15 protein-coding genes are annotated in these 17,911 nt (G+C 60.1%); 9 read left to right on the top strand and 6 right to left on the bottom strand.

Translation table 11 applies throughout. The features are described 5' to 3' along the window. Window positions 1-389 precede the first annotated feature (389 nt). From serC to HMPREF2547_RS08025, 3 genes are all read left to right on the top strand, one after another. Window positions 390-1,526, top strand: a complete 1,137-nt coding sequence (serC, locus tag HMPREF2547_RS08035; protein ID WP_070605449.1) for a phosphoserine transaminase — start codon at window positions 390-392, stop codon at window positions 1,524-1,526. Between the two features lie 141 nt (window positions 1,527-1,667). Continuing rightward, a complete protein-coding gene (gene sepH / locus HMPREF2547_RS08030) occupies window positions 1,668-2,795 on the top strand; it encodes a septation protein SepH (RefSeq protein WP_083296879.1) in 1,128 nt (375 codons plus the stop codon). Between the two features lie 15 nt (window positions 2,796-2,810). After that, a complete protein-coding gene (locus tag HMPREF2547_RS08025; protein ID WP_070605446.1) occupies window positions 2,811-3,716 on the top strand; it encodes a DUF6928 family protein in 906 nt (301 codons plus the stop codon). Between the two features lie 3 nt (window positions 3,717-3,719). Here the strand turns inward: HMPREF2547_RS08025 and HMPREF2547_RS08020 are convergent, their stop codons facing one another. The 3 genes from HMPREF2547_RS08020 to HMPREF2547_RS08010 form a co-directional block, all read right to left on the bottom strand. Beyond that, the gene (locus HMPREF2547_RS08020) at window positions 3,720-4,592 is read right to left on the bottom strand and encodes a TrmH family RNA methyltransferase (RefSeq protein WP_070605443.1); all 873 of its coding nucleotides are present in this window, start codon (window positions 4,590-4,592) and stop codon (window positions 3,720-3,722) included. A 9-nt stretch (window positions 4,593-4,601) separates the two neighbouring features. Beyond that, window positions 4,602-6,116, bottom strand: coding sequence for an NCS2 family permease (locus tag HMPREF2547_RS08015; RefSeq protein ID WP_016423312.1), 1,515 nt, complete (start codon window positions 6,114-6,116; stop codon window positions 4,602-4,604). A gap of 158 nt (window positions 6,117-6,274) precedes the next feature. Further along, window positions 6,275-6,967, bottom strand: a complete 693-nt coding sequence (locus HMPREF2547_RS08010) for a DUF3027 domain-containing protein (RefSeq protein WP_224433761.1) — start codon at window positions 6,965-6,967, stop codon at window positions 6,275-6,277. Between the two features lie 23 nt (window positions 6,968-6,990). Between HMPREF2547_RS08010 and HMPREF2547_RS08005 the strand changes: the two genes are divergently transcribed. Beyond that, window positions 6,991-8,151, top strand: a complete 1,161-nt coding sequence (locus tag HMPREF2547_RS08005) for a glutaminyl-peptide cyclotransferase (RefSeq protein WP_049171372.1) — start codon at window positions 6,991-6,993, stop codon at window positions 8,149-8,151. Window positions 8,152-8,273: 122 nt separating this feature from the next. Then, a complete protein-coding gene (locus HMPREF2547_RS08000) occupies window positions 8,274-8,768 on the top strand; it encodes a DUF2771 family protein (protein WP_016423315.1) in 495 nt (164 codons plus the stop codon). Window positions 8,769-8,840: 72 nt separating this feature from the next. Here HMPREF2547_RS08000 and HMPREF2547_RS07995 read toward each other — a convergent pair whose 3' ends face one another. Further along, window positions 8,841-9,272: a cold-shock protein gene (locus tag HMPREF2547_RS07995; protein ID WP_005511873.1), complete on the bottom strand. Its 432-nt coding sequence runs from the start codon at window positions 9,270-9,272 to the stop codon at window positions 8,841-8,843. An 871-nt stretch (window positions 9,273-10,143) separates the two neighbouring features. On the opposite strand from HMPREF2547_RS07995, the gene HMPREF2547_RS07990 reads away from it, so the two are divergent. Beyond that, a complete protein-coding gene (locus HMPREF2547_RS07990) occupies window positions 10,144-10,764 on the top strand; it encodes a transglycosylase family protein (protein WP_016423316.1) in 621 nt (206 codons plus the stop codon). Between the two features lie 442 nt (window positions 10,765-11,206). On the opposite strand, the gene HMPREF2547_RS07985 is transcribed toward HMPREF2547_RS07990, so the two are convergent. Then, window positions 11,207-11,395, bottom strand: coding sequence for a hypothetical protein (locus tag HMPREF2547_RS07985; RefSeq protein ID WP_016423317.1), 189 nt, complete (start codon window positions 11,393-11,395; stop codon window positions 11,207-11,209). Window positions 11,396-11,469: 74 nt separating this feature from the next. Between HMPREF2547_RS07985 and HMPREF2547_RS07980 the strand changes: the two genes are divergently transcribed. The 3 genes from HMPREF2547_RS07980 to HMPREF2547_RS07970 all read left to right on the top strand — a co-directional run bounded on the left by HMPREF2547_RS07980 (window position 11,470) and on the right by HMPREF2547_RS07970 (window position 16,505). Continuing rightward, window positions 11,470-13,986 carry a helicase-associated domain-containing protein gene (locus HMPREF2547_RS07980; protein WP_070605439.1) on the top strand — a complete coding sequence of 839 codons (2,517 nt, stop codon included), beginning with the start codon at window positions 11,470-11,472 and terminating at the stop codon, window positions 13,984-13,986. A gap of 148 nt (window positions 13,987-14,134) precedes the next feature. Beyond that, the gene (locus HMPREF2547_RS07975) at window positions 14,135-15,838 is read left to right on the top strand and encodes a DNA repair helicase XPB (protein ID WP_016423319.1); all 1,704 of its coding nucleotides are present in this window, start codon (window positions 14,135-14,137) and stop codon (window positions 15,836-15,838) included. Between the two features lie 25 nt (window positions 15,839-15,863). Then, on the top strand, window positions 15,864-16,505 hold the full coding sequence (locus tag HMPREF2547_RS07970) for a DUF3239 domain-containing protein (protein WP_049171985.1): 642 nt from the start codon (window positions 15,864-15,866) through the stop codon (window positions 16,503-16,505). A gap of 132 nt (window positions 16,506-16,637) precedes the next feature. Here the strand turns inward: HMPREF2547_RS07970 and HMPREF2547_RS07965 are convergent, their stop codons facing one another. Beyond that, window positions 16,638-17,780: an alpha/beta hydrolase gene (locus HMPREF2547_RS07965; protein WP_070605436.1), complete on the bottom strand. Its 1,143-nt coding sequence runs from the start codon at window positions 17,778-17,780 to the stop codon at window positions 16,638-16,640. Between the last annotated feature and the right edge of the window lie 131 nt (window positions 17,781-17,911).

Raw genomic sequence — 17,911 nt, 5'->3', positions numbered from 1 at the left:
CAAATGGAAAAAACGGGTTTATTACGTTGTCACTGCCCATTTACTAATCAGGAGGTCAGGAGCCCATTCAGCGGCCAATGTCTTTAAAAGTTCAAAAGCCATCGAGCCGACGCCCGAAAACACATCGACTAAATCCACAATAATTCACCCCTCGCCGCCCGCCCGAGGCCCCACACCGCCAAGTTTTCAGCACCAACAAAACTGGAAAAAATTCTTCGCAAACTTTGCAAATACGCCAATCCACCCTGTTTTGTTATGCAAAGTACGGAAGCGGGGGCAATTGAACCCCACCCTTTTGCTATAAGTACCCCCGATTACCGCTAGAGTTTGAAGACAACGGCTGTATATCAAGCTTCACTTTGAATGCACTTTGAAAGGTTGCGCCTCATATGAGCGATCAATTCCCAGTCCTCCCTGAAGAGTTCCAGCCCGGCGACGGCCGCTTTGGTTGCGGTCCGTCGAAGGTTCGCCCGGCACAGATTCAGGCAATCGTTGACGGCGGTACCTCTATCATGGGTACCTCCCACCGTCAGCCGGCAGTGAAGAACGTTGTTGGTGAGGTTCGCGAGGGTCTGGCTGAGCTCTTCCAGCTTCCGGAAGGCTACGAGATTGTCCTGTCCCTCGGCGGCGCAACCGCTTTCTGGGATGCTGCCACCTTTGGGCTCATCGAGAAGAAGTCCGCTCACCTGACTTACGGTGAGTTCTCCTCCAAGTTTGCCAAGGCCTCCAAGATGGCTCCGTGGCTCGACGCTCCGCAGATCATCGAAGCAGAGCCGGGTTCCGCACCTGAGGTTGTCGCTGGCGAAGAGGGCGTTGACCTTATTGGTTGGGCTCACAACGAGACCTCCACCGGCACCATGGTTCCGGTCACCCGCCCGGCAGGCTCCGAGGGCCAGCTCGTGGCTATCGATGCCACCTCCGGTGCCGGCGGCCTCCCGGTCGACATGTCCCAGGCTGACGTCTACTACTTCTCCCCGCAGAAGTGCTTCGCTTCTGACGGCGGCATCTGGTTGGCTGCAATGTCCCCGGCTGCCATCGATCGTATTGAGAAGATCAATTCTTCCGACCGCTTCATCCCGGCTTACCTGAACCTGCAGACTGCCGTTGATAACTCCCGCAAGAACCAGACCTACAACACCCCGGCCGTCGGCACTTTGCTGATGCTGGCTGATCAGGTCAAGTGGATGAACGCCAACGGCGGCCTCGACGGCATGGTTGCCCGCACCACCGAGTCCTCCTCCCACCTCTACAACTGGGCTGAGAACCGCGCGGAGGCAACTCCGTTCGTCACCGATGCTGCAAAGCGCTCGCTGGTCGTCGGCACCATCGACTTCGAGGACAACATCGACGCCGCACAGATTGCCAAGGTTCTGCGCGCCAACGGCATCCTCGACATCGAGCCGTACCGCAAGCTGGGCCGCAACCAGCTGCGCATCGGTATGTTCCCGGCCATCGACCCGGAGGACATCCGTCGTCTGACTGGCGCTATCGACTGGGTTCTGGACAACGGCTACGCTGCAAAGTAACAGCCAAATACCGGCCTCAGCCGCATAACTCCCGCGCCACGCGCAAGGGCATTGCCCCATTTGTCCGTGACGCGGGAGTTTTGTCGTTTACCATGATTAGTGAGCATTACTTATAACGTCGACCAACAAGGAGGTTCTCGCATGAGGGAGCTGAAGCCCGTTCTGGACGGCGATGTGACCGATTCACTGATTCTCGTTCCCGCCGATATCACCGAGCAGGAACGGCAGGAGGGACTTCGCTTCACGCTGCCTCTCGACGAGAACCTGCGCACTTTCCTGGTCGAGCACTTCGAGCTCGCCGATGCCGCCGGTTCCCCTGCTGCAGCTGATTCCGCATCGCTTGCCGACGGATCCAGCGCCGCCACCGCCACTGCCAGCGGTAGCTCTGGGGAGAGTGCTACCGCAGAGAGGGGCTCCACCGACGGAAGTTCCACTAGTGACAGCACAGCGGAAGCCACCACCGCAAGCGGCGACGCGGCGGAAGGCAGCGAGACGACCGGCAACTCCGCTACGGCAGGCGGGGCACCGAAGAAGACTCCAACGGCACCGAAGCCAGTTCTGGAAGAGCCCCGCGTAGTTTTGTCGCCGCGCGAAATCCAGGATCGCATTCGCAGCGGCCAAACGGTGGAGGAGCTCATTGAGTACAGCGGCATGCAGCCGCGCAAGATTGAGTCCTTCGCCTACCCGGTGCTTGCAGAGCGCGCACGTATTGCGGAGCTCGGCAAGCAGTCGAAGCCACGTCGCATTGATGGCCCGGCCAAGTTGTCCCTGTGGGAGATTCTCGCCACCGCTTTTGCCGCCCGTGGCCAGGAACTCGCCGATGCCTCGTGGGACGCCTACCGCGACCCGAGTGGACAGTGGATTGTGACGGTTACTTGGAATGTCGGCCATACCACCAACGTGGCCGAGTGGAGTTACCAGGCGGAGGGACTTTCCGCGCTCACCATTGCTCGCAATGAGCTGGCAGCAGAGCTGATTGACCCCGACTTTGCCCGCCGCAACCGAGACTTGGCTCCGCAGGCCAATCGAGCTGCCGATACCGCTGACACCTCTGAGATGCCAGCCGCATGGCAGTCTTCGGCGGAGCCGCAGCGAGGCCACGGGGAGCAGGATGTTCCGTCGCAAAGCGATGCCGCCGACGACGATATTGACGAGGCGGAGTTCTTGCAGCACCCGGACGTGGAGCAGCCGAAGCGCAAGAAGAAGACTGTCATGCCGTCTTGGGAGGATGTGCTTCTCGGCGTACGTCCGAACGGCCCGAAGAAGTAGGAGTTTCCCTCGACAATGAGCTCCATGACCAGTGGCAACGCTTCTGATTTCGAATTCTCCGCGATTCGCCGCGGTGTAGTCACGATTTGGTTTATCAGCACCAATGACCCTGCTGCGACCCTGGAGACAGGTGTTCAGCACGACCGCGGTTTCGGGCGTCGTTTCCTAGCTCTCTATGACTCAACGCTGCCGGTAACACCGATTGGTGATTTCCCGCTCAACCGCTCGGCGGAAACCGGTGACGGTGAATACTACATCGGTGGCTTTGAGGGCGTTGCCGTACTGCAGACGGTTCTCGATGATGTCTCGCAGCTGTCCAAGCTGTCGCCTCGTCTACGGCAGGAGATTGCCGCCACGGACGTCTACGCGAGTGTGTCGAATAAATCCACGGGCTTCGGTGCCTTTGCGCATTGGCACGATGGTGAGCTCAAGCGCGCTTTCTCCGCTACTCGCTACCGCACACTGGAAGACATCGGTCTTCCCTGCCCCGCAGAGGGCAGTTTCTGGGCGGGCAAGCACCGCCCGCTGCCCGACGCTTTCGAAGATACGGGTTCACGTCCACGCGAGGGGGTCGGTTTGCCGTTCGTTCCGGCAGAGCTTGCCGACGCCGTCATCACCGACTGGCTCGGATTCGACCCGCATTCGCCCGCTACCGATATCCCTGTTAGTGGTTTTGCGGTGGATGGCCGTCGTGCGGCTCCCGGAGCTTCGTATTCGACGTCTCGTAGTCCACGCGGGCTAATGGGTGAGCCGGGTTCGTCCGAGTCTGGCGCAGAGTTTGACCGCGCCTACGACGACTACGAAGTTCACAACGCAGAGCCGAACCGAGACTTTCTGGAGGAGCTCAGTCGCTTTGGGGCTAAGGCCAAGAACTTCGCTGGCCGCACCTGGCAGCGGGTGCGAGGCAAGTTCGGGAAATAGTTTCTACCGCCCTGCGCGCTGCGACTGAACGCGCAGTCGCTCGTAGAACGCGATCGCCGCGGAGGTAGCCACATTCAGGCTGTCAGTTCCCGGTGACATGGGAATGCGAGCACGCACATCGGTGGCTGCCATCGCGTGCTCGGTAAGCCCCTGTCCCTCAGCGCCAACGAGAATCGCGACCTTGTCCGTGTCCATGGCATCCCACAGGTCCACCGTGCCCGCAGGGGTCATGGACACCACGCGGAAGCCCTGCTCTTTGAGCTGGTCCAGGCTTCGCTGCCAGGTGGTCGTAGTACCGGGCAGAGTCGCAAATGGGACTGTCAGCACATGCCCCATGGAAACGCGCACACTGCGGCGATACAGCGGATCGGCGCAGGCCGCGCCGAAGACGACCCCATCCACGCCCATGCCCGCCGCGTTACGGAACAGGGCTCCGATGTTCTCGTGGTCACCGACTCCCTCCATCAGGGCCAAGGTGGTGGCTCCGCTCAGAACTTGGTCCACCGATAGCTCCGGCGCGCGGTCAGCGGTGGCCAGCAGGCCGCGGTGAAGATCAAATCCGGCCGCTGCGGCCAGAACCTCGCGGTCGAGTTCAAACCAGGGCACCGTTTCCGCAATAGCGGCCTCGCTCGCGGTCAGTCCGTCGGCAAGCGATGCGAGCTTCTGGCGAGTACCAAAGACTGCGCGGAGCGGAAAGCGTGAGCGCACTAACCGCGGCACAATGAGCGTGCCTTCGGCGATGACCAGCCCCTTCCCACCGGGCAAATCGGGGCGGGAATCGGACTTGTTGAGGTTGCGGATGTCATCGAGACGGCTGTCGGCGGGATCGTCGACGACGATGGGCGCAAAGCGTTCGAGGAATGTGGTGGTACTCATGGAAACTCTTTAGCCGCCCAGCAGAGCGGTGAACGGATCGGCGGCGAAGTAGATGATGAACAGGCCGGAGACAATCCACATCAGCGGATGTACGGACTTGGCACGACCCGAGAAGATAGCCATCGCAGCAAAGGTGATGAAACCGATGCCGATACCATTTGCAATCGAGTAGGTAAACGGCATGGTGACAATAGTCAAAAATGCCGGCAGTGCGATGTCGAAACGGGTGAAATCAATCTCGGTGATCTGCCCGATCATCATGGCACCGACGATGACCAGCACTGGCGCGGCAGCCTCGATGGGCACGATTTCATAGAGCGGGGTGAAAAACATCGCTGCCAGAAAGAGGATGCCGGTGACAATGTTGGCAAGGCCAGTGCGTGCACCATCGGCGATGCCCGCTGCGGAATCCACAAAGACGGTGTTCGACGAGGAGCTGACTGCACCACCGACAATGGCACCGGTGCCTTCGACAACCAGTGCGCGCTTCATGTCCGGCAGCACACCGTCTTCATCGACAAGTGCGGCCTGCTTGCCCAGACCAGTCATCGTGCCCATGGCATCGAAGAAGTTCGCCAGGACCAAGGTAAACAGCAGCATGGTGGCGCTGAGGGCACCGACGCGGGCAAAGGATCCGAAAAGATCCACAGCTCCAACGAGGGACAAGTCCGGCATGCCGCCTACGCGGTCCGGCAGAGTCGGTACCGCGAGATTCCAACCGGTCGGCACTGGCTTGCCATCAGCGAAGGAGGGGCCCGCATCCGTCAAGGCCTCGACTGCGAGCGCAATGATGGTATTCAGCACGATGCCGATGAACAGGCCACCTGGAATATTGCGGACAACCATGATGCCGCAGATAATCAGCCCGAGGACGAACACGGCGGTCGGCCACGAGGCAATCTGACCATTGATGCCGAGCTGCACCGGGACAGTCGTGTCAGCGGCATCGGGAATACGGCGAACCAGGCCACCGTCGACCAGACCAATCATGGCAATGAATAGGCCGATACCCACACTCATCGCGGCCTTCATATCGGACGGAATCGCGTGGAAGACAGCTGTGCGGAATCCGGTCAGCGCCAGCAGCACGATAATCACGCCGTCCAGCACGACCAGGCCCATCGCTTCTTCCCAGGCCAGCCCCTCGTTAGCAACGAATGTCACGGCAACCAGGGTGTTGATGCCCAGGCCCGTCGCAATGCCGAAGGGGTACTTGGCAAAGAGACCAAAAGTAATGGTCATGACACCCGCGGCGAGCGCGGTGACAGCGGCGACCTGCGGTATCCCCAAGCTATTGCCGTTGACATCCTCGATATTGCCAAGGATCAGCGGGTTGAGCAGAATGATGTAGGCCATCGCGAAGAAGGTCACTACGCCACCGCGAATCTCGGTCACGGTCGTCGAACCGCGCTCCGTGATGTGAAAATAGCGGTCCACTGCCGAAAGATGGCTCCCCTTCCGTGCAGGCTTGGAGTCCTTCGCCTCATCTGAGGATGTTGCAGAGGTGGACGTACCTTTGTCCATTTTTTATGCCTCTCTAGAGTCTCTTTATTATCCGTGTCACGTGTTTATCCGTGTCAGAGCGGAATTTTTGTGCCGAAATCCGTAACGGTGCAGTCTCTGGGGCCACAGTGGCGTCGAAACTGCACCTTCTTCGTCATCGCGTTTGCCTAGGTGGAAAGCTACAGGTGGGAATCCTGGTAGGGTTCCGCCACCGGTGCACCCTGCCCCGTTACTTCCGGGATAGCTGAGTGAGCACCGCAGCCGTGGTCAAAGCTTACGGCCGTGGCATCGAATGTCCATTCGTTAACGCACACGCCCCAGTTCTTACCGAGCGGACCGGTCAGCGGGACCATAAAGGCGCAGGTTCGGCAGCGGTGCAATGCTTCCCGAGCAAAGTCACTCTCGGGGCCGGTATCGCCCTCTTCCCAACGCTGCTCGGTGTCTTCCACACCACGCGCCGACAAGGTGCGGGTCTGCAAGTCATCGCCGTCGAGTCGCTCATCTCCCACTGCAGCCGGCAACAAATCGCGCGGACCGAGGTCACCGGGGCGCAGCCGCTCCTCGTAGGGCACCCATTCAGGCGCCTGCAGCGCGGTTTCGCCAGGGACAAGAGCCACTTCACTGACCGTCGCCTGTTGAGTGCCCGGCGCGCACGCGACCACCACATGCCACTCCCAGCCCCTGTATCCGGGCAGGTCAGCCGCAAAACGATGCACCGCAACGCCCTCGCCTACGACACTTACACCGGTGTGCGCGCCGGCAGGCCCCTCCCCGAGCTCTTCAATCGCGGTACGGGCAGTGTCGACCGCCTGGTGATTCATCACCTTCCCCCGTCGGCGGCTGTTTCGGGAACGTCGTCGATTTTCAGTCACGTTTCCTATCCTAGAGTGAAGCTATGGACAGATTCCCGTCGGGCGATGCAAAACTCGCCCGCCCTTTCCACTCATCACGCTTTACGACGGTCCGAGCTGCCATCCTCTCCGTGGCAACTGCCGCCCTATTGGCCGGCTGTGCGGCTGAAACTGGTTCAGGTGGCGATCCCTCAGGCGAGGCCCCTTCTAGTGGCGCTAGTGCGGACTCGAACTCCGGCACCGCCCCAAGGTCGACTTCGGCATCGGTTAATCCCTCCGAGCTGGTCGGTGCCGATAAGGTGCCGGGGCTCGGTGACGTTCCGACACTGAAACTGGCCATCGAGCAGTCCTATCCTGTCTTGGCTCCACCACTTCCCACGGAGAAGAATGTCGCTGCGCCTTTTGTCCAGGGCCTTGAGTTCGAACCCGATGGCTCTTTGTTGATGGGTACTGGCCTCTACGGCGAGTCCCAGATTTACCGATTACCGCAGTGGCTCGACAACTCTGCAGCCGAGCCGACCAACGTGGAAGATTTACAGCCTGAACTCTTCGGCGAGGGGATTACCCGTCATGGAGATACCGTGTGGCAGCTGACGTGGAAGGAAGGACGCGCCATTGAACGCGACGCGGCTACTCTCAAGCAGCGTCGCGAGGTTCCCTTCGACACCGAGGGCTGGGGCGCGTGCTCCTTCGAGGACACCATCGTGACCTCCGACGGCAGTGGCACCCTCACTTTCCGCGCCCCCGATGACCTCTCTTCCCAGCGTCAACTGCCCGTCACTGCAGCAGGTACAGAGACAACGTGGCTCAACGAACTCGAGTGCGTCACTGTCGACGGCGACGCAGCTCCGGACGAAGTGCCGGACGAAGCACCAGCGGACACGAGCGATTCAAACAACCAGAGCAACGCGGACGGACCAAACTCCCCGCAATCGCACCGCGAGATTTGGGCCAACGTCTGGCAGAGTCCATTCATCTACCGCATCAACCCGGAAGACGGAAAGGTCACAGGCATCGTCGATGCCACCGAACTCTTCCGCGACCTGTACACGCAGCTCTCCCCGGCAGAGCAAAACAGTATTGATGTGCTCAACGGCATTGCTCTAATGCCGGATTCTTCCTCTACCTCCCCCAATGGCCCCCGCCAGTTCCTGCTCACAGGGAAGAAATGGCCCACGGCCTACCGTGTTACCGTGAGTGAATAGCAGTATCTGGCCCGAAAACGGCTAGTGTGACTGAACGTAGCTTCAATTCCGTTACGAATGTCGGGAAGTGAGAGTTGATGGGATCGAGTAGGCGCCGCTGGCAACAGAATAGTAAGGCGTTCATGGTTGTCGGCGCTATTGTCGTGGTGGGTCTTGTCGTCACCGGCATTGTCCTTGCTGTCAATAAGTGGACCAACCAGGCAATCGACGACCCTCACGCGCTGTCCATCGAAGTCATTCAGGACGGCGAAACCACAGAGGTTCTTCCCTACCGTGTCTGCGACCTCTTTGAGAAGAATGCCTGCACCACGACTGAGGCCAACGCCGCCAAGATTTCTCTGGGCGAGCAGGAGACAGCTGAGGTTAACGTCGGCTCCACTGTTGGCTCTAACTCTTGGACTCTGCAGCGTTTCTTCTCCGACGATGCGGTCAACTCCACCTCTCGCAAGGATCCGGGCGAAGCCACGACCGAGACCATCGCCGGCTCCGCAGCTGTTGCCGGCAAACGCACCCCACTCGGGGTCGTGGAGGTTTCCACCGCGCTCATCGGAAAGAACTCCGAGGGTGAAGAGACCACCTACGGTATTACTTGGTCGATCGTCAACGAACCGTCGTAAAGCACAGCAAAACGCCCGCTCACTGAGGTTATCCACCTTCGTGAGCGGGCGTTTTTCACATCTTCTACCGACTTACGAGTCCAGCTCGCGCGCGACCGCACGCAGGACTTCAGCCATCTGGTGGCCGTCCTTACGCTCCGGGTAACGCCCGGCGCGCAGGTCACGCTGCACCGTCGACTCCAGCATGGAAATCATGTCCGAAATCATGCCGTTGAGATCGCTGGGGCTGTGCTTCTTTGCTTGACGACGGGCTCCTGCGCCCCCACCTGCCCCGCCACGGCGGTGACGGGCACCGCGCGGTCCCTCGTCGAGCACCTTGATCCGGAGAGCCTGCGGGCCTGGGCGGCCGTCAGCGTAGTCGTACTCCAGGCGCTGACCAGTTACGAGTTCTTCCACACCTTTCGGCAGCACGTTCTTGCCGATGTAGACATCTTCACCGTCCGGATTCGAAACGAAGCCAAAACCGCGATCCTTGTCGTACCACCTGACCTTACCGATGGGCACTTTCCACCTAACCTTCCCGTGCCCTGTGACTGGGGGCACTCAACCTCGTTCCCCCTTGTGCAGCGGTGACTGCCCTTCGGGGTCTTCGGATCGGAGATGCAATTCTTCCGCATTTGCCACCGTCCTCGCACGCACAAACGGCCAGAGTTAGAGGCTCGCTCGCGGCGAGCCTGGCCAGACAGGATCGCGAGGATATGCCGGGCCGGGCGCTGTCTTAATGGTGTTCCTTTAATTAAGGTGCGACCAAAACAGGACGCACTCCAACGGGGAACACATTATTTATTACTGCTTACTAGTGCGAAGTGGCGGCAGCGGTAGCGGCGTGCATGTGCACGTCACCTCCGATTACCTAAAGAACTCAATTATACCCATAGATGGAGACATAAAGGGAAGACGGATTTGAGTGAAGCGAGCACGCTCGCGGATTGACACACCGAGACGGCAACTAACTGCCAGCGTTGGTTCTTTATGGCTATCTCTTATGGCCATCCTTCTCAGTGCATGCGGCGCGCCAAAACCGGAAAAATAACAAGACGATAACGTGAGCTTTATCACATTTTGAAGTTTTAACTTACACAACACCAATAACAGTCACGTCTCTTACCTGCAGTTTCACCTACTTTTATGCATATTTCCCACCTGCGCTCAAAATTAAGAATCCGGCGATTCGCGTGACTATTTCGTTATCAACCGCTACGGTGTGCAATCGACGCGTTTAACGGACGAAGTCGCATAGATCGCCTTCATCTCACTCCAGTGCGATGACATCGGCCCGTTATCAATAACGTGAAGAACTTTCCATAAGAGTGAGATGGGGTTGCATTAGCCCCACTGGCGCCACAAAGAAAATCGACGAAAAGGAAATTTTCATATGGCTCGCCACGCAGCTAAGACCAACACCTTCGCTTCCACTTCGGCAAAGGTTGCACTGACCGGCGCAATCCTCGGTGCCGGTGCCGCTATCTTCGCACCGACCGCTTCTGCAGCTCCGGACTCCGACTGGGACCGCCTGGCACAGTGTGAGTCCGGCGGCAACTGGCACATCAACACCGGAAACGGCTACTACGGCGGTCTGCAGTTCTCCGCAAGCACCTGGAACGCTTTCGGTGGTAACGAGTTCGCTTCGACCGCTGATCAGGCTTCCCGCGAGCAGCAGATTTACGTTGCTGAGAAGGTCCTGGCTCAGCAGGGTTGGGGCGCATGGCCGGCTTGCTCCGCAAGCCTGGGTCTCTCCTCCGGCCCGACCGATCGTCCGCACCCGAGCCAGGGCTCCGCTCCTGTTCGCGCACAGGCCGCTCCGGCAGCTGCTGCTTCCGACTCCAAGACTGACCTGGTCCAGCAGTTCGCTGACCGCCTGTCCAACGTCGACAGCCTGTCCGACGCTCAGGCACTCATCGCTGAGTTCCGTGCACTGACCGGCGAGGTTGAGCTCCCGCAGGAACTGGTCGCAGCCATTCCGTTCGACCTGTCGAAGCTGCAGGGTCTGATTTAAGACTTTCGAGCTAGCCAGCTCATCACAGTAGCCCCGAGGGTAATCCCCCTCGGGGCTACTTTTTGGCTTCCGCAGGTTGGCGGTACCGACCCAACGCGAGTTAGTGACTGCGTGAGTTACTGCCTGCGTTTATGGCTAGCGACCGCGTGCCAACGCGAGTTAGTGACTGCGTTTATGACAAAAATGGCCCGAAAAATGGCTTGAAAGTGTCATAAACTTACACAGTTTCACATTTGCAGCCCGCATCCATGGGGCCATTCCGGTGGATTGGCCAAAAAACTGGGCTTGAATAAGCCCCCGCCCACTTCAAGCCCCCACTTCAAGCGCCCCTACTCAAGCCCCCGCCCCGAGGCCACTGATGTGAAAACCCGCAGCCATGGCTGAACTAGCAGTCACGGCTGCGGGCCTCCAGCAGAAGTAGCTCTGCTAAGAATCTAAAAGATTACTTGTTAATCACCGTGGTCGGGTGCACGTAACCCAGAGTCTCCGGATCAACCGGGAACTCAATGTCGCCGAAAGGCGAATCTGCACCAGCGTGGTGAGCAATCAGTTCAGTAACAGCGTGCTGACCAGGCTCGAGGTCCTTCGGCCAGCCGGGATCGACATAGGATTTCTTTGCAACGTTAGCCATGCTGAGATTATCCCAAAAATTTTCTCCCCAGTCACCTTCTCCCCTCCTTAAATCTCACTAAAGTGGGGATTGTCATGACTAGCACCACCCCCTTTGCACTCTTTTCCGACTGGCTGGCAGGTCAACCAGACCAATTTGTGGGCACTATCCTCAGCAATCGCCCCGATGCGCTGTCGCCACCGCCGAAGTCTTCCCAGGTGCTAGCGGCAAGGCTCCAGCTCCGCGCTTCTGTCTCCCGCGCGCTGACCAAACTGCCCGCACTGGAGCTCGCCTGCATTGAGGCCGCCGCCGACCTCGGTGCTGACGCCGAACCCGTCACTGCGGACGCCCTCATCGACTACATTCTCGACTTACTCTCTCGAGCAGAGGTTCCCGCCAATCAACGGCCCACGGCCACGCATATTCGGACAAGCCTCGATACCCTGCGCGAATACGGACTCATCTGGGGCAACGGTCCCGGCCCCCGCGGCACCTTCACCGGCAAGTCCACCCGCAAGAAACCTCTGCCCTGGCAGGACTACTTCTGTCTCAGCGATGAGGTCGCCACCTCGTTGCCACCCGGCTGGTATCTTCTGCCCAATCCCGATGGCCCCAGCCGCAGCCAGCTACGCACGGCACTCACCGAGGTCACAGACAGGCAGCAGCGTCTCCTGGATACCCTCGCCAACTCCGGAGGGCTCGGCGTCACAAAGGGCGCTCATCCGGATGCCGACCCTTCGCTGCCGGTCCCAGCGCTCATCAACGCCGGCCTGCTCGAACGCATCGACGAGGGCACCGTTCGCCTGCCCGCCACCGTTCGCGCGCTTATGCGTGGAGTCGGGCTTGCCGACGACGACGTCCCCCTGCGCCCCGAAACCCCCGCTACCCACGTGATCGCCAGCGGTAACGACCGTGCTGCCGCCACTGCCTGGGAAACTTTGCGACAGGCGACTGACCTGCTGGACTTGCTGGGAACCGCCCCCGCGCCGACCTTGAAAAACGGTGTCATCGGAGTGCGGGAAACCCGCAGTCTCATCGAGGAGCTCGGCGTCGACATCTCGGAGTTGGCTCGCGGCGTGGCTAACCTCAGTGCAGCGGGCCTGGTTCATGTCGGCACTCCGCATCCGCTGCCACTGCACGACAGCGGTGGTGACTATTTCGCCCCCACGCTGGCAGCCGACGGCTTCCTCGACGCCGATCTGGTTGACCGGTGGGTGAGTTTGACGGTCGGCACTCGCACTAGCGACGCAGCTCCCTGGCGGGTCGACCAGCTCAATGAGGAAGGCAAGCGCATTGCTCTACTCTCCCCACAAGCTCGGCTCTCCGGGGTACCGTCAATCCGGGAAATGGTGCTGGCCTGCTGTGCGCAGGTGGCGTCGTCGGCAAGCGACAACGACATCGTTGCTCTGACTGACCTGCGTGAATGCGCCGCCTACTACTACCCGATTACCAACGCGAGGTGCACGGACGAGACGCTCAGTGGCGTGGTCGACGAGCTGGTCGCCCTCGGCATCGTCGTGCGGGACCCGGGCGTGGAAACGATTTCCGTCGGCCTTAGCGAGGTCGGCAAAGCCATGGTCGCGCTCATCGAATCCGGTACCGCCGAGGCCTTCGACGATCTGCGTGCCGCCTGTAACAACCTCTTGCCGCCGAACGCCTCGTACCTGATGGTTCAGGCGGACAACACCATTGTCGTACCGGGCCCTGCATCCCCGGAGATGGAACGCATGCTCAGTTCGATTGCGCAGCTGGAATCTCCCGGCCTCGCCAGCGTCTACCGTGTGACCGAAGACAGCCTCCGCGATGCCCTCGACGCCGGCATCAACGCCGCCGATATCTCGGAGTTTCTTTCGCGCTACGCCGTCGGCGAGGTGCCGCAGTCCATTACCTATTTGCTTGACGACGTCGCCCGCCGCCACGGTCGTCTCCGCGGTGGCCCCGCAGCTTCGTTTATCCGCTGTGACGATCCGGCCCTGCTGGCCTCATTCCAGAGTCACCAGGCTGGGCAAAGCCTGGCGTTGCGGAAGATTGCCGAAACGGTGCTAATTAGCCAGGCCCCGCTTGCCCAGGTGATTGAGACCGCTAGAAATGCGGGCTTTTCCATCATCGCCGAAGATGCAGAGGGTTTGGTGCTGGATCTCGGTCGCGCTCCCTGCCGCATTGAGGCGCCGGCTCCGGTGCCCGCTGCGCGTACAACGATGCCCGAACCGGAACGCATCAGCCAGGCGTTGACGGCTATTGCCGATGGCAACCGTGCTGCTGAGCATGCTGGTAGTTCCAGCGGCGCTACGGCCAGTGGCAGCACTGCTGGGGTCTCTGACTCGGCTGCGGATTCGACGACAGGTACGGACAAAGCTGCCGGTGCCAGCACTAGCACCGGTGGCACGAGCGACTACGCCTCCGGCACCGAAGCATTCAAGCTCCTGCAGCGCGCGGCTCGCCACGGTGACGACCTGTATTTGAGCTACGTTGACCGCAACGGCAAACCCGGCCGCAAGCGCGTGCGCCCAGTCACAGTCTCCGGTGGGCAGGTCGATGCTATCGACCCGGCCACCAGCCAAGTGCTGCGCTTCCTGCTGCATCGCATTACCGAAGTACATCCTGTCGACTAGGCGGCGGGCGCGCGGACCGTCGTAAAGCGATGCAGAAGCGAATGTGGCGGTTCGGGATGATTCGAGCCCGTGCCGCATCTTCCGCGTAATCGTGGCAGAATTGACCTTTAGCTTATTTTTGGTCGAATGTCTGCGAGGCGAGGAAATAATGGGTTTCGGTACGGGTCCGCTGATCGTCCAATCGGATAAGACGGTGCTGCTGGAGGTCGATAATCCGGAGGCGGATGCGGCACGCGCGGCGCTGGCACCGTTCGCGGAGCTCGAACGCGCTCCTGAACATGTGCACACCTACCGCATCACCCCGCTGGCGCTGTGGAATGCCCGCGCCGCCGGTCACGACGCGGAGCAGGTGGTCGATGTCCTCGAGCGCTTCTCCAAGTTCCCCGTCCCACAGCCGCTGCTTATCGACGTCGCGGAGACCATGGACCGCTATGGTCGCCTGAGCCTGACAAAGCATCCAGCTCACGGCCTTATTCTGGTTTCACACGACCCTGCGGTACTGGCCGAGGTGACCAAGCACAAAAAGATTCGTCCGATGCTTGGCGAGCAAATCGATGCCGACACCTGGACCGTGCACCCCTCCGAGCGAGGCCGAATCAAACAGGAGCTGCTGAAAGTCGGCTGGCCTGCCAATGACACCGCCGGATACATCGACGGTGAGGCACACGCCATCGCTTGGCAGGATCAGGGCACCGGAGGCCACGACACCTGGGAACTGCGCGACTACCAACGCATGGCGGCTGATTCCTTCCGCGAAGGCGGCTCCGGCGTCGTGGTGCTGCCCTGTGGCGCAGGCAAAACAATCGTCGGTGCAGCGGCCATGGTAGACGCGCAGCGCACCACTTTGATTCTGGTCACCAACACCGTCGCCGGCAGGCAGTGGCGCGACGAGCTGCTGCGACGCACCTCGCTGACCGAGGACGAAATCGGCGAGTACTCCGGCGAAAAGAAGGAAATTCGCCCCGTCACCATTGCGACCTACCAAGTGGTCACGCGCAAGACTAAGGGAGAATACCGCGCACTCGAGCTATTCGATTCCCGCGACTGGGGCCTCATCATCTACGACGAGGTCCACCTCCTGCCCGCTCCCGTGTTCCGAATGAGTGCGGATCTGCAGTCGCGCCGTCGACTGGGGCTCACCGCTACCCTGGTGCGCGAAGATGGCCGCGAGGGCGATGTCTTCAGCCTGATTGGCCCGAAGCGCTACGACGCCCCATGGAAGGACATTGAAGCCCAGGGCTGGATCGCACCGGCAGACTGCGTTGAGGTCCGCGTGACCCCGACCGAGTCCGAGCGCATGCTCTACGCCACGGCTGAGGCCTCCGACAGGTATCGTCTGGCCGCAACGACGCCGACGAAGATTCCCGTCGTCAAGCAAATCCTTGCCCGACACGAGGGCGAACCCGCTCTGGTGATTGGTGCCTACCTGGATCAGCTCGAAGAGATCGGCGAAGAGCTCGGCGTCGACGTCATCGAAGGAAAGACGTCCAACGCCAAACGCGAGGAGCTCTTTGGGAAGTTCCGGCGCGGCGAGATCAACACGCTGGTGGTCTCCAAGGTTGCGAACTTTTCCATCGACCTTCCCGAAGCCTCTGTCGCCGTGCAAATCTCCGGCACCTTCGGTTCCCGACAGGAGGAGGCACAGCGCCTGGGGCGTCTCCTGCGCCCGAAGTCCGATGGTGGTGGCGCCGTCTTTTACTCGGTGGTGACTCGCGATACGCTCGATACCGAATACGCAGCTCACCGCCAGCGTTTCCTGGCGGAACAGGGCTACGCCTACCGAATCGTCGACGCAGACGAGTACCTCGGGCCCTCCCTGCCCGGTGATTCCACCGCTAGCTCGGAATCCTAGAAAACTGGATAACTAAAGGACTGCCATGAACTTTCACTTCCCCGTCAACCGCGAGCACACCAACGCCAACAACGAGTACTACCGCGATGCCCGCCGACTGCTCATCTCCTCCGGCATTTTCTCTGCTCTGCTGCTCGTCGGCGCTGTGCTGGTTCTAATAGTTTTCGACCGCACGCCGTTTGTTATCGGCAGCGCGGTTGTGCTTTTCGCCCTCGCGGCTCTCTACGTCGGCGTTACCTTCCAGGTGCGACGCGCAATTAAGGATCCGCAAGAGCTTTACGACGAATCCCCGCTGGTTCCGGCCATGATTGCGCGTGTGGATGAGCGGACCATGGTGCTGATGACCCTGGTGGACATGCGTAAAAACCCCTCCGATGGCGAGCCCGTCCCGGCCCTGGCTACACGTACGGTCACCACGATTTCCGGTGTCCCCCGCCGCGTGGGCGCGAAGGTGCCAGCTGTTGCTGTGGCCGGTACACACAAGAGCCGCACCGAGTTCTACGACGAGATCACCCCAGTGCCGCTCGCGTGGTCCACTCCAGACAAGTCAATCATTGCCCAAGCCCAGCGCAATATTCCTGTCAACGATTGGAATGTGCTCGAACGCAACATCGACCGGGTGGAAGAGGTACACGCAACGAAGCGCAACCTCCTGCCGCTGAACTAGTCCGGGGGCTGTTAGCCCCCGACATTTTGGCACTGAACTGTTCTAGACCCGCCCCCGATTTCCCTTAGCAGCGCCCCCTCCGCGGTGCTCACATGCACGGCGAGAGCGCCATTGGGAACTGAAACGGATTGACTAGCTCTTGCCCCATGACTCTTCGTTCTGCCGGTCGATCGCTTCCTTATCGTATTCACCTGCCGGATCCTCTGGCAGCTCACGTTCCGTGTGAGTGGCCTCTAGAATGAACCGCGCCGCGTCCGTAATCTGTTCTCGCTGAACCTTTGGAACCGCAATCTGGTGAGTCGCCAAGAATACCGCCTGAGAGGCCTCTCCCCCTGCCTCCTCAACCTTCTTCAGGTACTCGGTAGCTGGCCGAACGACAGTATCGCGGGAGGCCGCCTGAACGTGGACACGCATGCTTCGCGACGGCTCATGCAATCCCGGTGACACTTCCTTTGCCGAATCATCAGAGGTGCCGAAGAATGCCTGCAACCACACCGCAGGAGCACCACGCAGGTCTAGAGCCGGGGCAACGAGCAACAGAGCAACCGGAGTGTCTTGACTAATCTGGTCCACCGCAGAAACAACGTTGTGGCCGCCTGAAGAGACACCATAGAGAACTATCGGGTTCTGATCACTGATGGGCATTGCACCCAATTTTTGAAGCTGCAACGAATCATCTGCAACAGATGCGACTACCCGCGCGATGTCATTGACGGCCTCAGATACTTTATGCTCTGGCGCGAGACGGTAATCCACATCCACAACAATTGCGCCCGATCGGGCTGCCAGGGCAGCCATATTTGGGCCGAAGGAATTCTCACGCAGACTGCCGTCACCCATCCAGAAAGCGCCGCCGTGTGCAGCAACTACCACAGACCCGGTTGGATCCTGCGGGACAAAAACCCGAACCGGAACGCTAGGACTATCCCCCACCGTCGTATCCGTCACCTCTACCTTGCCGTCGGCATACGCAAGGTATGGCGAAGAGTGGTTGACAGCCGCCCCCAGGACCATCATCGAACCGTGAATAATGGCGTCTGGCATACGAGCGCCGCGGTCATTGACTGACGCACGAGCCTTCTTAATGTCTTCCTCAGAGGCACCCAAGGGGACAACCTCGCTCAAGTAGGAATAGGCCGAGACGTGTTCTTCGAGCCATTCAATAAGCTGTTGTAGCTTACCTTCTTCGGTCGTTACGGGAGTGAAGTTGTCTTGAGCCTCGTCCTCAGAAGAAGCGAGGTTAATCACATCGGAGTTAGGTGTCTGATTAGTCATAGAGACAGTCTGCCACAGAGAGCCAACGAGGATTCACCAAAAGAGGAAACCGAGGATCCGATCGACGCTTAGTTAATTCCGTTTACCTGTGGGTAAAACAAAAGTGGGCCGCAGCACCCAACCCCACACAA

The sequence above is a fragment of the Corynebacterium sp. HMSC055G02 genome (assembly GCF_001809065.1).
GTDB classification, from domain to species: Bacteria; Actinomycetota; Actinomycetes; order Mycobacteriales; family Mycobacteriaceae; genus Corynebacterium; species Corynebacterium jeikeium_D.
Note: the sequence above shows the minus strand (reverse complement) of the source record. Positions and strands in the feature narration are given on the sequence as shown.